Annotated in this window: 13 protein-coding genes; 10 read left to right on the top strand and 3 right to left on the bottom strand. The window is 50.4% G+C overall.

The features are described 5' to 3' along the window. The first annotated feature begins 72 nt into the window (after window positions 1-72). The 7 genes from HMPREF2700_RS05345 (at window position 73) to HMPREF2700_RS05315 (ending at window position 7,751) form a co-directional block, all read left to right on the top strand. On the top strand, window positions 73-1,110 hold the full coding sequence (locus tag HMPREF2700_RS05345) for a rod shape-determining protein (RefSeq protein ID WP_070590813.1): 1,038 nt from the start codon (window positions 73-75) through the stop codon (window positions 1,108-1,110). A gap of 11 nt (window positions 1,111-1,121) precedes the next feature. Continuing rightward, window positions 1,122-1,964 carry a rod shape-determining protein MreC gene (gene mreC / locus HMPREF2700_RS05340; protein ID WP_070590811.1) on the top strand — a complete coding sequence of 281 codons (843 nt, stop codon included), beginning with the start codon at window positions 1,122-1,124 and terminating at the stop codon, window positions 1,962-1,964. Between the two features lie 4 nt (window positions 1,965-1,968). Further along, a complete protein-coding gene (gene mreD, locus HMPREF2700_RS05335; RefSeq protein ID WP_070590809.1) occupies window positions 1,969-2,469 on the top strand; it encodes a rod shape-determining protein MreD in 501 nt (166 codons plus the stop codon). A gap of 4 nt (window positions 2,470-2,473) precedes the next feature. After that, the gene (mrdA, locus tag HMPREF2700_RS05330) at window positions 2,474-4,522 is read left to right on the top strand and encodes a penicillin-binding protein 2 (RefSeq protein WP_070590807.1); all 2,049 of its coding nucleotides are present in this window, start codon (window positions 2,474-2,476) and stop codon (window positions 4,520-4,522) included. After that, window positions 4,515-5,666: a rod shape-determining protein RodA gene (gene rodA / locus HMPREF2700_RS05325; protein ID WP_070590805.1), complete on the top strand. Its 1,152-nt coding sequence runs from the start codon at window positions 4,515-4,517 to the stop codon at window positions 5,664-5,666. Before mrdA ends, rodA begins: the two co-directional genes overlap by 8 nt. A gap of 1 nt (window position 5,667) precedes the next feature. Further along, the gene (locus tag HMPREF2700_RS05320; RefSeq protein ID WP_070590804.1) at window positions 5,668-6,327 is read left to right on the top strand and encodes a MarC family protein; all 660 of its coding nucleotides are present in this window, start codon (window positions 5,668-5,670) and stop codon (window positions 6,325-6,327) included. Window positions 6,328-6,407: 80 nt separating this feature from the next. Continuing rightward, window positions 6,408-7,751: an aldehyde dehydrogenase family protein gene (locus tag HMPREF2700_RS05315; RefSeq protein ID WP_070590802.1), complete on the top strand. Its 1,344-nt coding sequence runs from the start codon at window positions 6,408-6,410 to the stop codon at window positions 7,749-7,751. A gap of 299 nt (window positions 7,752-8,050) precedes the next feature. Here HMPREF2700_RS05315 and HMPREF2700_RS05310 read toward each other — a convergent pair whose 3' ends face one another. The 3 genes from HMPREF2700_RS05310 to mltG form a co-directional block, all read right to left on the bottom strand. Then, the gene (locus tag HMPREF2700_RS05310) at window positions 8,051-9,331 is read right to left on the bottom strand and encodes a malic enzyme-like NAD(P)-binding protein (protein WP_083303954.1); all 1,281 of its coding nucleotides are present in this window, start codon (window positions 9,329-9,331) and stop codon (window positions 8,051-8,053) included. Between the two features lie 263 nt (window positions 9,332-9,594). Then, complete coding sequence (gene tmk, locus HMPREF2700_RS05305; RefSeq protein WP_070590800.1) at window positions 9,595-10,221, bottom strand: dTMP kinase; 627 nt, start codon at window positions 10,219-10,221, stop codon at window positions 9,595-9,597. 67 nt (window positions 10,222-10,288) lie between these two features. Next, entirely contained in the window at window positions 10,289-11,284 is a 996-nt protein-coding gene (gene mltG / locus HMPREF2700_RS05300; protein ID WP_070590798.1) for an endolytic transglycosylase MltG, read from the bottom strand. A gap of 115 nt (window positions 11,285-11,399) precedes the next feature. Between mltG and ampD the strand changes: the two genes are divergently transcribed. The 3 genes from ampD (at window position 11,400) to ligA (ending at window position 16,019) form a co-directional block, all read left to right on the top strand. Continuing rightward, on the top strand, window positions 11,400-11,966 hold the full coding sequence (ampD, locus tag HMPREF2700_RS05295; RefSeq protein WP_070590796.1) for a 1,6-anhydro-N-acetylmuramyl-L-alanine amidase AmpD: 567 nt from the start codon (window positions 11,400-11,402) through the stop codon (window positions 11,964-11,966). 175 nt (window positions 11,967-12,141) lie between these two features. Then, window positions 12,142-13,410: a cell division protein ZipA C-terminal FtsZ-binding domain-containing protein gene (locus HMPREF2700_RS05290; protein ID WP_070590794.1), complete on the top strand. Its 1,269-nt coding sequence runs from the start codon at window positions 12,142-12,144 to the stop codon at window positions 13,408-13,410. A 140-nt stretch (window positions 13,411-13,550) separates the two neighbouring features. Beyond that, window positions 13,551-16,019, top strand: coding sequence for an NAD-dependent DNA ligase LigA (ligA, locus tag HMPREF2700_RS05285; protein WP_070590793.1), 2,469 nt, complete (start codon window positions 13,551-13,553; stop codon window positions 16,017-16,019). Window positions 16,020-16,059 lie beyond the last annotated feature (40 nt).

The raw sequence follows: 16,059 nt of genomic DNA, 5'->3' as shown, positions 1-16,059 counted from the left end.
ACCATGTACCTGTTTTTCTTATTTTAAATACTGCTTAACACATCCGTGCTGGGCCGGAATTTCAGGTATCCTATGTTTCGTCTTTTATCTCGTTTCCTCTCCAATGATATTGCCATCGACTTGGGCACGGCCAACACGCTGATTTTTGTACGCGGCAAAGGGATTGTTTTGGATGAGCCGTCTGTGGTTGCGATTCAATCCGGCGCAGGCAATAAAAGTAAAATTATGGCGGTGGGCACGGAAGCCAAAAAAATGCAGGGACGTGCGCCGCGCAATATTGAAATCGTCCGCCCGATGAGGGACGGTGTGATTGCTGATTTTGTGATTACCGAGCGCATGCTGGGTATGTTGATTAAAAAAGCCACCGAAGGACGGTCTTTGGTTCCGCCTCGTGTGGTTATCTGTGTTCCGGGCGGCTCTACCCAAGTGGAACGTAAAGCAATTTTGGATTCTGCGTTTGCTGCCGGCGCGGCAAGCGTGCATTTGATTGAAGAACCGATGGCCGCCGCTTTGGGCGCAGGCTTGCCGATTGAAGATGCGGCAGGCTCGATGATTGTCGACATTGGCGGCGGTACGACCGAAATCGGTATTCTTTCACTGGGCGGTATGGCCTATTCTGCTTCTGTCCGCGCAGCCGGCGATGAATTCGATAAAAGCATCATTCATTACCTACGCCGCCATCGCGGTGTCTTGATTGGCGAAGCTACGGCAGAAGAATTGAAGAAACAAATCGGCTCTGCTTCGGGCTTTGAAACCGAAACAGCCATGCGTATTAAAGGCCGCGATCTGGCCGAAGGTACGCCTAAATCCTTGGCGGTTACTTCAGATGAAATCCGTGAAGCATTGAGTGAAACAGTAAATCAAATCATCCGAGCCGTCCGTCTGGCTTTGGAACAGACTCCGCCCGAATTGGCCGGCGACATCGCCGACCGCGGTATTATGCTGACCGGCGGCGGCGCCCTTCTGCACGGTATCGATACCGTCTTGGCCGATGCAACCGGCCTACCCGTCGGTATTGCCGACCAGCCTCTGAACTGCGTTGCCTATGGTGCCGGTAAGGCTTTGGACTATATCGGCAAATGGGATACCGTGTTTACGGAAAACCCATAAGGTAGATGGTTATGGAACGCTCTTCTTTACGCTTTGACGAGGCAAAAGGCCCTAAGCTGTTGCCTCGTTTTGTCGTTTATATCACTCTGGCTGCCGGTCTGATGGTGGCCGATTACCGCTTTTCATTAATGCAGCCTGTACGTGCGGCAGTCATGCCCATGCTCTACCCTGTTCAATGGCTGGCGAATCAACCTGTTCAACTTTATCAATATTTTACCGACCTCTCCCAGTCCAAATCCGAGCTCTTGGAACAAAACCGCCAGCTTCTGGAAGAAAATGGCCGTCTGAAAATCGATTTACAGCGGGATAAAGTCAATACCGATGAATTGCGCGAATTAAAAAAACTGTACGGTTTGCAACAAAAAGGCATTCACAACGTTATCGGTGCGGAAGTCATTTCCAATGGTAAAGATCCGCTTTCCGAAAGACTGATTATCGGCAAGGGCAGTCAAGATGGCTTGAAAGTTGGTGATGCGGTCATCGATCAAAGCGGTTTGATTGGCCTGTTGACACAAGTTCACACACAAAGTGCGGAAATTGGGCTGATTTCGGGCGGACAAAGCATTGTCCCCATAGCCGTCAGCCGCACCGGCGAACGCAACTTAGCATACGGCAATGGCAACGGTTTGGATTTGCGCTATTTTCCAACCGGCTCCGACTTGAAACCCGGCGATATTCTGCTGACTTCCGGTTTGGACGGTACTTATCCTGCGGGGATTCCCGTTGCAACCGTCAGCAAGGTTGTCCGCGCATCGGGAACGCCTTATTACGATACGCAACTGACGCCTTTGGCCGCTTTACGCAGCAGCCGTTTTGTCTTGGTACTTTCTTCCGCCCCTTCTTCCCCACGCTGATTTCATGAACGATTTTGACGATTCTTACCGTACAGTACCGCTGCACATCATGGCGGCCAGTCTCATTGTGATGATGATACTGGACTTTATGCCGTTTTCCTTTGACGGATTCTTTTGGCTGCCTGAAATGACGGCACTGATGCTGCTGTATTGGACATTGCACCAACCGCAACGCGCAGGCATGGGACTGGCTTTTGCCATCGGTCTGATTGTCGATGCCGCAACCGCCGCGACTTTAGGGTTACACGCCCTGTCCTACGTCGTGATGACTTATTTCATCTTAAACCGCCGCCGCCAAATCATGCTTTACGGCCACATTATGCAATTAGCCGCTGTATTGGCTGCACTGCTTCTCAATCAGGCCGTCTTAACTGTTGCCCGTTTGTTCCTCAATCATCAGGTCATCACTTTGCAAGGCTTTGTTGCCCCGTTTGTCGGCGCATTGCTTTGGCCGATACTCAGCCAGCTGATGCTGATTGTGACCCGTATTTACCGCTCCCACTGAAAAGATGAAACCGATTCTTCCACGCCGTCTTTCCGGTGGTCAACATACCCAAAAACCTTCCGCTCAGGCTGCACAAGCCGACGCCCTATTGCGCCTGCTCGTTGCTTTTATCCTGATCGTCATCTTCTTTTCCATCCTGCTGGCGCGGTTCTTCTACCTGCAAGTGACTCAACACAACGAGTTTTCCGGTCAGGCATCGAGCAACCGCATCACCCTGATTCCAACACCACCCGTACGCGGCGAAATCGTCGATATCAACGGCGTTCCTTTGGCCAAAAACTATCCAGTCTTTTCGCTCGAAGTTATTCCCAGCCGCATTGAAGGCAAGATGGAAGATGTCATTGAAGCATTGGAAAAATATGTTGATATTACGCCGACAGATTTAAAACGCTTCAAAAAATACCGCGAAAGCTATCGAAAATTTGAAAATATCCCGCTCAAGCTCAAGCTGACCGATGAAGAGGCCGCCCGTTTGTCCGTACATCTGCGCGAATTCAAAGGCGTAGAGGTCAATTCACGCACATTCCGCGAATATCCTTACGGCAAACTGACTTCCCATTTCTTAGGCTATATCGGCCGTATTAGCGACAAAGACAAAGAAATGCTGGAAGAAGAAGGTCTGACCGCCCTCTACCGTGGCAGTACGCATATCGGCAAATCCGGCTTGGAAAAATATTACGAACACCAGCTTCATGGCATTCCAGGCTATCAGGAAGTCGAAAAAGACGCTTACGGCAACATCGTCCGCGTATTGAAAAATGTCCCGTCCAAAATGGGGCAAACCTTGCGCCTGGGCATGGATATCCGTATGCAACAGGAAGCCGACCGCATTTTGGGCGACCGCCGTGGCGCATTGGTGGCCATCAATCCGCAAGACGGTACTGTCTTGGCTTTTGTTTCCAAGCCTTCTTTCGATCCCAACCTCTTTATTGACGGCATCGACAGCGATACTTGGAAAATGCTGAATGACGACTGGAAAAAGCCTTTGATCAACCGCGTTACCCAAGGCCTTTATCCGCCTGGTTCTACATTCAAACCCTTTATGGGCATGGCCTTATTGGAAAGCGGCAAAATCACTCAAAACACCATTATCCCCGCTCCCGGCGCATGGAGCATACCCGGCAGCCGCCATATTTTCCGCGACTCAGTCCGCAGCGGCCACGGCTCGGCCAACTTGAGCAAAGCCATCCAAGTATCCTCAGATACCTTCTTCTACCGCTTGGGTTACGAAATGGGTATCGATAAAGCCTCTCCGTATCTGGCGCAATTCGGTTTCGGCCAAAAAACCGGCATTGACCTGCCCAGCGAATATACAGGCGTTTTGCCTAGCCGCGAATGGAAAGCCAAACGTTTTGCCAAATCTTCCGACCCGACCGCCAAAGAATGGCGCGCAGGTGAAATGGTTTCTGTCAGTATCGGACAAGGCTACAACGCCTACACACCTTTGCAAATGGCTCATGCGACAGCATCTCTGGCCAATAACGGTGTCGTTTATCAGCCGCATTTGGTCAAAGAAGTATTAGATTTTGGCGCACGCAAAATTACCCGAATCAACCCCAATCCCGAGCGTCAAATTCCGTTCAAAACCGACAACTTCGAATACGTCAAACGCGCAATGGAAAAGGTATTGAAACCGGGCGGTACGGCACACCGTATCGGTGGCGGACTTACTTATACGATGGGCGGTAAAACCGGTACGGCCCAGGTCGTACAAATCAAACAGGGCGGCCGTTACAACGCCGCAGCCCTGCGCGAACAACACCGCGACCACGCATGGTTTATCTCGTTTGCGCCATTGGAAAAACCTGAAATTGCCATTGCTGTTATTTTGGAAAACGGCGGTTGGGGTGCGTATGCCGCGCCATTGGCTCGTGAAATGACTGATTTTTATATGCTTCACGTCAAGCCGCAACAGTTTTCAGACGGCATTGAGTCAGATTCGGCCAAAACTGAAACAACGAACAAGCATCAGCCTATTACCAGCATTTTCCAATCTGCCTACGGACTGACTCCGACAAGCCCTGCCTCACAGCCGGAGGTTCATCATGAATAACACATCAGCGTGGAAAAATTTCAAATCCACCATTACAGCCCCGATTGACCCTTGGCTGTTTTTTGCCATGCTCGCCATCTACATCATGAGCCTGTTCCTGCTCTATTCTGCAGACAGGCAAGAGTTCGGCCAATTGGAAAACAAAACCATTCATACCGTTTTGGGCTTTGCCCTTTTATGGATTATCGCCGTATTCAAGCCGCAAACAGCTGCCAAAGTCGCCCTGCCTATTTACATTGTCGGCGTATTACTATTGATTGGTGTCGAAGTCGCCGGCGTTACCGTCAACGGCTCAACCCGTTGGCTGAGTCTCGGCTTTACCCGTATCCAACCTTCCGAAATCATGAAAATCGGTATTCCCATGACTGTCGCGTGGTATTTCCAACGCTATGAAGGCCGTCTGAAATGGATACATTATATTGTCGCCCTCGTGCTGATTCTTGTTCCTGTCGCCCTGATTTTGAAGCAGCCCGACCTCGGTACAGCCGCGCTGATTATGGCTTCGGGTATTTTTGTCATCTTCTTTGCCGGATTGCCTTGGAAGGCTATTTTTACTGCTATTATTGCCTTTGTGGCCGCTTTGCCGCTCTTGTGGAATTACGGCATGCACGACTACCAGAAAACCCGCGTCCTCACTCTGCTCGACCCAACCAAAGACCCGTTAGGCGCAGGCTACCACATCATCCAATCCATGATTGCCATCGGCTCGGGCGGCGTATGGGGTAAAGGCTGGCTTAACGGTACGCAAACCCATTTGGACTATATTCCCGAATCAACGACTGACTTTATTTTCGCAGTATTCGGCGAAGAATTCGGCCTGATTGGCAATATCCTTTTACTGCTGGTTTACCTTATCATTCTGGCACGCGGATTGTGGATTGCTGCGCAAGCACAATCCCTTTACAGCCGTACTTTGGCAGGCGCATTGACCATGACCTTTTTCTGCTATGCTTTTGTAAACATGGGCATGGTCAGCGGTATTTTGCCCGTCGTCGGCGTCCCCCTCCCCTTGGTCAGCTACGGCGGCACAGCTACACTTTCCATCATGGTGGTGCTCGCCCTGTTGATGGGTATTGCCAATGAACACAAAAATCTCCGCCGCCGTAATGCGGATAACGATGACCTAACTGAAAGCAAGGAATAATATGGAACTGGGTGTAGAAATCGGCAAGCTGCTTGTGGCATTCCTCGTGCTGATTAATCCTTTCAGCGCGCTCTCAATTTATCTTGATCTGACACAAAACCACAGCACCAAAGAAAAGCGCAGAATCGCGCGTACTGCCGCATTGGCTGTTTTCATCGTGATTGTCGTCTTTGCACTGAGTGGCGGTATCTTATTGAAAGTACTCGGTATCAGCGTCGGTTCTTTCCAAGTCGGCGGCGGTATTCTGGTTTTGCTGATTGCCATCTCATTAATGAACGGCAACGACAATCCTGCAAAACCCAAAATTGATCCCCATTCAGAAGAGCATCAAAGTGCGCAACAAGTCCACCGCAATGAAAAAGCCATTGCCGTCGTACCCATTGCCATTCCGATTACCATCGGCCCCGGCGGTATCTCCACCGTCATCATTTATTCCTCTGCCGCCAAAAATTACAGCGATATTGCCCTGATTATCATCTCCGGCTTTTTGGTCAGCTTGATTTGCTATTTCATTTTGGTCGTGGCCGGACGCATCAGCAAACGCTTGGGCACTACCGGCCTGACCATCCTCAACCGCATCATGGGCATGATGCTTGCCGCCATTTCCGTAGAGATTATTGTTGCCGGCTTAAAATCCATTTTCCCCCAACTGGTCGCTTGAAGTACAATCATCACAATAAAAGGGCCGTCTGAAACATTTTCAGACGGCCTCATAAAAACATAAAAACAAAGGAGCCAATCATGTTTCACAGCACCCATGTCTTCACCGGAGAAACCATTTACCGCAGACCGGCTCAAAGCTATGCCGAGTTCACCGACGAATTAAACTGCCTCCAAACCCTTCAGCAAACCTTTGCCCAATCAAGCATTACCGAGCGCACCGCCCTCTTACAGCAATTTGCCGACAGCCTCACCCAAAACCAAGAACGCCTTGCGGAAATGGTTTGCGAAGAAGTCGGACGCTGCCTGCACGAATGCCGTGCCGAAATCAGCAAATCCATCGAGCTTATCCGCTACTACGTCCGTCTTGCCCCCGAACTGCTTGCCCATAAAACCATCGCCACCCAAGCCAGCCTCAGCCAGGTCCGCTTCGAGCCTTTGGGCGTTGTTTTAGCGGTCATGCCGTGGAACTATCCTGTTTGGCAGATTTTACGATTTGCCATCCCTGCCCTCTGTGCCGGCAATGCCTGCACAGTCAAACCTGCGCCCAGTGTCGCCCGCGTCAGCGAAACCCTATTCGGCCTTGTCCCAAAAGGTTTGCCGCTTATCGGCGCATGGTTGAGCCATGAAGACACGCTTAAAGCCATTGAAGATACCGATGCCATGGCATTTACCGGTTCGACCCATACCGGCCGCCTGCTGGCCGCCCATGCAGGCAAACATCTGAAAAAAACCGTCCTTGAACTGGGCGGCAGCAATCCGTTTATCATTCTGCCCGACGCCGATCTGCAACGCGCAGCCATCGATGCCTGCTATTCGCGCTTTCGCGATGCCGGACAATCCTGCAATGCCGCCAAACGCATCATTGTTACCCAGGATATTGCCGAACAGTTTATCCCGCGCTTCCTTGCCGAGTGCGCCAAACTGCAAACCGGCAATCCCAAAGACCCGAACACCACCCTTGCCCCGCTTCACCGCCAAGATTTACGTCAAACCGTACATGAACAGGTTCGAGATGCGGTTGCACATGGCGCGCAATGCTTGAGCGGCGGCTATATCCCTGAGGGAGAAAGCTGGTTTTACCCTGCCACGGTATTGGATCAAGTCAACCCAAACTGCCGCGTTTGGCACGAAGAAGTCTTCGGCCCGGTTGCCATGATTTTACGCGCCGACAATCCGGATCATGCCGTCGCACTTGCCAACGACACACCTTTCGGCCTCGGTGCCTGTATCTACACAGCGGACACGGCAAGCGCATGGCAATACGCCGAAAAAATCCAAGCAGGCTCTGTCTTTATCAACCGCCACACCAGCAGCGATCTGCGCCTACCTTTTGGTGGCGTCAAAGCTTCAGGTTATGGACGCGAACTATCAGAATTCGGGCTGTACGAATTCGTCAACGTCAAAACCTATTGGCAAAAATAAACCGTTTCATTAACTCAGGCCGTCTGAAATCCGTTTTCAGACGGCCCGATATTGTTTAAAAAAGCTGGCAAAATGTTGTATTCAATCCCGTACAAACCATGCAAAGCCAAAATACTTCAAAAATAAGAAACCTATCTTAGAAAACAATCCATATTCCCACGTCGATTTTGAACCAGCAGATTATCGTATTCTTTATTACAATTACTGCATTAAGCCATTTCTAAAATACCCAATAAACAAAAGGGCCGTCTGAAATACAACTTTCAGACGGCCTTTTCAATCAAGCACTATTTACTGAATTACAGTTCCCATGCAGCCAATTTAGCAGCGTACGCATCCAAGTCAGCGATTGGACGGGTAGCCACGCCGCTTTCCATAGCTGCTTTAGCGGTAGCAGAAGCAACGCGAGGCAACAGGCGGGAGTCGAATGGAGTAGGAATCAGGTATTCCGCGCCGAATTCAAATTTCTTACCGTAAGCGGCAACCACTTCTTCAGTTACTTCTTCCATTGCCAAGTCAGCCAAAGCGTATACGCAAGCGCGTTTCATTTCTTCGTTGATGGTGGTCGCGCCGACATCCAATGCGCCACGGAAGATGAATGGGAAGCACAATACGTTATTTACTTGGTTCGGGAAGTCTGAGCGGCCGGTACCGATTACCACATCCGGACGGGTTTCTTTTGCCAATGGAGGCAGAATTTCCGGATTTGGGTTTGCCATAGCGAATACGATTGGTTTTTCGTTCATGGTATTCAGCATTTCAGGAGTCAGCAGGTTTGCACCGGACAGACCCAAGAAGATGTCTTTACCTTTAACGGCATCGGCCAATACGCGTTGGCCCTTGTCTTCGATGGCGTAGAACTGTTTGGACTCGTCCATACGGTCTTTGTCTTCGCGGGTTTTATAAATCACGCCTTTAGAGTCGCAGACGGTTACGTTTTCACGTTTCAGACCCAAATCCAGCAATTGGTTCAAGCAGGCAATCGCTGCGGCACCTGCACCAGAGCACACCAAAGTTGCTTCTTCAATTTTGCGGCCGGTATAACGCAAAGCGTTCAATACTGCGGCAGCGGTAATGATGGCGGTACCGTGTTGGTCGTCGTGGAATACAGGGATTTTGCAACGTTTGCGCAATTCGCGTTCGATGTAGAAGCACTCAGGCGCTTTGATGTCTTCGAGGTTGATGCCGCCGAAAGTCGGTTCCAAAGAAGCGATGATGTCTACCAATTTTTGCGGGTCTTTTTCATCGATTTCGATATCGAATACGTCAACGCCGGCGAATTTTTTGAACAATACGCCTTTGCCTTCCATTACAGGTTTACCGGCCAATGCGCCGATGTTGCCCAAACCCAACACTGCTGTACCGTTGGAAATCACGGCAACCAAATTGCCTTTGGCAGTGTATTTGTAGGCAGTTTGAGGATCGGCATGGATTTCCATACAAGGAGCGGCTACGCCCGGAGAGTACGCCAACGCCAAGTCTTTAGAAGTGGCAAGAGATTTGGTTGGGGTAACGGAGATTTTGCCCGGCACGGGGAATTCGTGGAACTGCAGGGCGGCTTCTTTTAATGAATTTTCCATTTATCGATCCTGTTTGCGAGAGAGATTTTACAGCGAACAAGTCTGAAACAGGCTGCTTCAGACGTTTAAATTTTCTAAAGTCGGGTTGTTAACAGACCGGCTTTGTAAGAGGCCGTAATTTTATCATGTTCTTTTGGTGGCGCATACCGATATTTATTACATTTGTTTTGATATTTCGTTTTATTTGGTTTTATGCCTAAAAACTTCTGTAATAATATTTCTTCACCACATTACTCTTCTTTCAGACGGCATTTTATTTAAACTTAAACATTCAATCCAAAATGACTGTCTAGCGCGGTTTCAATCTGATTTTTTACCGCGTCCAGACTTTGGCTGCTGTCAATAACGGCATAGCGTTCCGGCTGTTTGTTAGCACGTTGCAGATACACTTCGCGCACCCGATTGAAAAACTCGGCTTCTTCTTGTTCAAAGCGGTCTTTCTCACGCGTTTGGTTGATGCGTGCCATTGACACTTCCAAAGGCACATCCAACAGCAAGGTTAAATCTGGACGGAAATCTCCCTGCACCCAATGCTCAAGCGTGGCAATATCTTGCAAGGGAACGCCTCGTCCGCCGCCTTGATAGGCAAACGTTGCATCGGTAAAGCGGTCGGAAACGACATGCGTGCCGTTTTTCAGGGCAGGCAGAATGACCGTTTCCAAGTGTTGCTGTCTGGCTGCAAACATCAGCAGGGTTTCGGTACGCAGACTGACTTGGGTGGCTGGGTTGAGCAGGATTTCACGCAATGCTTCTCCGGCCGGAGTGCCTCCCGGTTCGCGCGTAAACAATACGGACAGTTGGTGTTTCTCAAACCATGCTTTCATTACAGCGAGGTTGGTGGACTTGCCTGCGCCGTCTATGCCGTCAAGGGTAATAAATCTGGGTTTCATATGAATATCGTCAATTTAAAGGCCGTCTGAAACAGGGATTATAAATGTTTCAGACGGCCTATTCGGTTTATTTCTTCAAAATATATTTGCGCACGGCAGCGTTGTGTTCAGAAAGGTTGTGGCTGAATTCGCTCAAGCCCGTACCATCCATTTTTGAGACGAAATACAGATATTTTTCATCAGACGGATGACCCGCCGCTTCAAGCGCGGCCTTGCCGGGAAGCGCAATCGGCGTCGGTGTCAAACCGCTGCGCGTATAGGTATTGTAAGGCGTATCGCGTTGCAGGTCGGCTTTGCGGATTCTGCCTTTATACGCATCGCCCATGCCATAGATGACGGTCGGGTCGGTTTGCAGGCGCATGCCGATATTAAGGCGGTTGACGAATACGGCGGCCACATGGGCACGGTCGTCTTCGTGCGCAGTTTCTTTTTCAATCAGACTCGCCATAATCAGCATTTCGTACGGATTTTTATAAGGCAGGCCGCTTTGACGGTCGTCCCATGCTTCTTGCAGGTTTTCCCGCATTTTACGGTAGGCGATTTTGTAAATTTGAAGATCGCTGCCACCGGCATCAATTTCGTAACTATCCGGGAAAAACTGTCCTTCAGGATTGCTGCTCAAGGCATCGGGCGCCACTTCGGCCATCAGTTTTTCATCGCTCCAACCGCGCGTGTCGTGGGCAATGTCGGCAGTATTGTCGATAATACGGCGCATTTGGGCAAAACGCGCGCCTTCCAAAATTTGCACGCTGACCGAATCAGGGCGGCCTTTTTTAATGCGTTTTAAAATATCCCAAGCCGATACTTTAGAAGACAGGCGGTAAGAGCCGGCATTGAGTTGGTTGTGTACGCCCATCACATATGCGGCGGCTACCAGCACATAACGGTTATAAACGATGCCATCCTGAGCCAGTTTGCGGCTGACGGAAGAGATTCCTTGGTTTTTGGTAACGGTAATACGGTATGGTTTGCCGTTGTCTTTCGGAACAAACAACAATGCGGCAACCACGGCGGCAAATGCCGTCAAAAATACGGCCAGCCATTTCAACAATTTTTTCAGCATGGTAGGATTCTTGGTTTGTGAACGTGTCGGGCGACAGTATAACCGAAAACAAGTCCACCACGCCTGCCACCTTCCCCAACGTATATTTTCCTATCCCGAAAGGCCGTCTGAAATCATGAATTCCCCTTCAAAAAACATTTGGCAAAACGGCCGTTGGCTGAATGCACGCCAAACTCATTCGCCCAATTTCAGCCCGCGCGAACCGGATACAGACATCTCATTGGTTGTCCTCCACAATATTTCCCTCCCTCCTTTTGATTACAACACAGGTGCAGTGGAAAAGTTGTTTACCAACCAAATCAACCCTGACGAGCATCCTTTTTTCAGCATCATCCACACCTTGCGCGTCTCCAGCCATTTTTTCATCAGCCGTAAAGGCGAAACCGTCCAATTCGTTTCCTGCGACGACATGGCCTATCATGCCGGAATATCGTCGTTTCAAGGCAGAGAAAAATGCAATGTCTTTTCCATCGGTATCGAATTGGAAGGCTGCGATTTCGAGCCTTTTACCGAAGCACAATACACCAGCCTGCAAGCCTTGCTGACCGCCATTTCCGAACATTACCCGATTCAAGCCGTTACCGGTCATCAGGACATCGCGCCGGACAGGAAAACCGATCCCGGACATTTCTTCGATTGGCCACGCCTTCAAAAAGCAGGTTTCCCCATCCGGCGCGGATAACTTTCAGACGGCCTGAAATGATTGGCAGACATAATGCTGTCACAACCGTTTATTTTCGTTATAATTCAGCTATTCATTCGGACGCATAAAGTCCGGCTCCAACGAACTTCCCATGCAGCAAGATTCCGCACCCTGAAAAAGACGGAATGCTGCCTTTTTAAAAAGTGATTACTCCATGATTTTCATCGTCTTAGCCCTCGCCGCCCTTTTGGCGGTCATCGGTTACAACATGTACCAGGAAAACCAATACCGCAAACAAGTGCGCGAACAATTCGGCCATTCCGATAAAGATGCACTTTTGACCAGCAAAACCAAACACGTCCGCGACAGCAAAGAAACCGGCGGCCAAGGTTTGTTTATCAAGAAAAACAAAAAAAACGAAGAGGCATTGCGCAACCTGCAAGAGCAAGATGAAATCTACGCGGCAAAAGCCAAACTGGCCCACCCTGCCCAACATAAAACCGATGTCGAGTTGACTGTGGAAGACGACTTTTCCGCAGAAGAAAAAGTTCAACACACCGTTATCGGTTTGAACAATGAAATTACCGTCAGCCCTGCCGAAGCCGCTTCTGCTCCGGTTGAAACCGCAGCCGAACCTGTGGCACAAGTACCATTGATCAGCTTGGACGAATTGTCCCAAGTCGAGTTGCCTTGGTTTGACCCGCGCTTCGACTACATGGCCTACGTCTCCCTGAAACAAGCCCAAGAATTGCACGCCCTGCCGCGCCTTTCCGGCACTCACCGCTTCCAAATCATCGGTTGTACCATGGACGACCATTTCCGCATTGCCGAGCCGATTCCGGGCGTTTACTACCAAGGCTTCGTCATGGGCCTTCAGGCTGTCAGCCGCAATGGTTTGGCCGCGCGTGAAGAGCTGCAACACTTCGACCAACAGGTTGATGCTTTTGCCCAGCTGATGGACGGCAAAGTTTTGCATACCGACTTAGACGCGTTCACCGAAGTCGCGCAAGCCCTCGACCAATTCTGTGCGCGTGTTGACCAAACCATCGCCATTCACTTGGTTTCCCACTCCAATATCAGCGGCGTAGAGTTGCGTGCCGCCGTGGAAGATACAGGCTTCAAACTGGGAGAAGACGGTGCGTTCCACTTCGGTGACAACAACAACCCTCAATTGTTCTCCATCCATACTTTGGACAACAAACCGTTTACCAATCCTCTGTTGGACAACCAAGCCTACCGCGGTTTCAGCATGCTGTTGGATATTCCGCATGTTCCTGCCGGTGAAAAAACTTTCGACAAATTTATGGACTTGGCTGTCAAACTTTCCGGCCAACTCAGCTTAGATTTGGTTAACGACCAAATGGAAGAAGTTTCCACCCAATGGCTCAAAGACGTACGTAACTACGTTTTGGCCCGTCAGGAAGAAATGCTTAAAGTCGGCATCAAACCCGGCAGCAAACAAGCCCTGCGCCTGTTCTCTTAAACTTCCCCAATCAAAAAGCGGATATGCAATGACGGCATATCCGCTTTTTTTCAGGTAAAATCCCTTCATCTTCAATATTCATCGATTTTCAGACGGCCTCTCTATCATCAGGCCGTCTGAAAACTCTATTTCGATTGCTCATGAATCCGACCGCACAACGTATCAAATACCTGACCGACCTCCTCAACCGCTACGCCTACGAATACTACACCCTAGACGCGCCCAGCGTACCCGATGCCGAATACGACAAATTGTTCCGCGAACTCGAGGCATTGGAGTTGAATCACCCTGAGTTGAAACTGCCCGACAGCCCAACCCAGCGCGTCGGCGGCGAGCCTTTGGCAGGCTTTGATGAAGTGCGTCATGAAGTGCCTATGTTGTCACTGACCAACGCCTTTTCGCCACAAGACGAAAACGGCGTGTTTGACCATGCCGAAATGTACGCTTTTGATGAACGCGTTCGTGGCGGATTAAACGGAGAAAAACTGGAATACGTTATCGAGCCTAAATTTGACGGTCTGGCCATCAGCCTGCTGTACCGCGACGGCGTATTGACTCAAGCGGCAACCCGTGGCGATGGTACAACAGGCGAAGACGTTACCCAAAACGTCAAAACCGTATCCAACATCCCCCTGCGCCTGCATGGAGAAAATATTCCCGAGCTTATCGAAATACGCGGCGAAGTACTGATGCTCAAAGCCGATTTTGCCGCCTTAAACGAACGACAGGCTGAAAATGGACAAAAACCTTTCGCCAATCCGCGCAATGCCGCCGCCGGTAGTCTGCGCCAACTCGATTCGCGCATTACGGCACAGCGCAAACTGCATTTCTTCCCCTATTCCATTGCCCGACAACAAGGCGGTTTTATCGCAGAAGAACACCTGCAAGAGCTGGGCTACTGTAAAGAGCTTGGCTTCAGCCTGCCTGATGGTAATTTCGGCTGTTTCCAAAATATCGAAGAAGTATTGGCGTTTTACGAGCAAATGCAGCAAAAACGCCCTACTCTGCCCTACGAAATCGACGGCATGGTGGTCAAGGTCAACAGTCTGGCACAACAAGAAAAACTGGGCTTCATCTCACGCGCACCACGTTGGGCCATTGCCCACAAATTTCCTGCCGAAGAAGCATTGACCATTGTCGAAGCCATTGATGTACAAATCGGGCGCACCGGCGCAGTAACCCCCGTCGCACGCCTGCAACCTGTATTCGTCGGCGGCGTTACCGTTACCAACGCTACCCTGCACAATCAGGACGAAGTATCGCGCAAAGACGTGCGCGTTGGCGATACAGTTGTCGTGCGCCGCGCCGGAGACGTGATTCCCGAGGTGGTGCGCGTCATTTTTGAACGCCGCCCAATGCAGGAGACCAATATTTCCGTTTCAGACGGCCTGCAAGACGATTTGTTTGCCGAAACACCTTCTAAAACGCAAGTCGAGCCGCTTCACAAACCTTACCGCCTGCCTACCCATTGCCCTATCTGCCGCAGCGAAATCGAACGCGAAGAAGGCGAAGCAGTTGCCCGGTGTAGCGGCGGTATGCTTTGCCAAGCACAACGCGCGCAAGGTTTAATCCACTTCGCCTCTCGCAAAGCCATGGACATCGACGGACTTGGACAAAAACAAATCGAGCAGCTGGTAGCGCAAGATTTGGTTCGTCATTTCGCCGACCTCTACCGTCTCGATATTCCAACCTTACAGAAAATGAAAGAAACGGCGGATAAAGCATCGGCCAATGAGGAAGAACCATCAAACAGTGAGGTTGAAGACTTTGAAAGCGAGACCGGTAATGCCCTGCTTGCCAAAAACATTAAAAAACAGCCGACCAAATGGGCGGAAAACATCCTTGCAGGCATAGAAGCCAGCAAAACGCCCGAACTTGCCCGCTTCCTTTTTGCCCTCGGCATCCGTCACGTCGGCGAACGCACCGCCAAAACGCTGGCACAGGCATTCGGCACACTGGAAAACGTCCGCCATGCACCCGAACCCATCCTCGCCTGCCTGCCCGATATCGGCACGGTGGTTGCCCGCTCCATCGCTCACTTTTTTGCCCAAGAAGCGCAACAGGCGATGATAGACGAGCTGCTGGCTGTAGGTGTTGCCCCGCAAAGCCAAGCTGTCACTATCCCTCCTCTGCGCCATGCCGAGCCGCAACGCTGGATTGCCCGCCTGCCCGATTTTAAAATCAGCGAAACCAAAGCACTGGCCTTGTGGGAGCTTGCCGGACAAAGCATAGAAGGCTTGCAAAGCGACAAAGCGTTGCCTGCCGATTGGCAAACATGGCGCAGTGAACCGCAAAACGCAGCCCTGCTTGAAAATATGAAAACTTTCTTTGATCAAAAGCTGCCTGAGCTTCAAAATGAAACTATTTCAGACGGCATTAATGAAGCCGTAGCAGGTAAAACCTTTGTATTGACAGGGACTTTACCCACGCTCAAACGCGACCAAGCCCAAACCATGATTGAGGCTGCTGGCGGCAAAGTTTCCGGCAGCGTATCTAAAAAAACCGACTACGTTGTCGCCGGAGAAGCCGCAGGCAGTAAATTGGAAAAAGCCCAAACTTTGGGCGTGGCTGTATTAACTGAAGAAGAATTGCTGATGTTGCTGGGATAAGACAGTATCTATGGCCAATCCTCCTTTTCAGACCGTCTGA

Origin of the sequence: Neisseria sp. HMSC068C04 (assembly GCF_001810105.1) — a bacterium.
In the GTDB taxonomy this organism is placed as follows: Bacteria; Pseudomonadota; Gammaproteobacteria; order Burkholderiales; family Neisseriaceae; genus Neisseria; species Neisseria flavescens_B.
The sequence above is the reverse complement of the archived record's forward strand: the minus strand, read 5'-3'. Positions and strand labels throughout refer to the sequence as shown.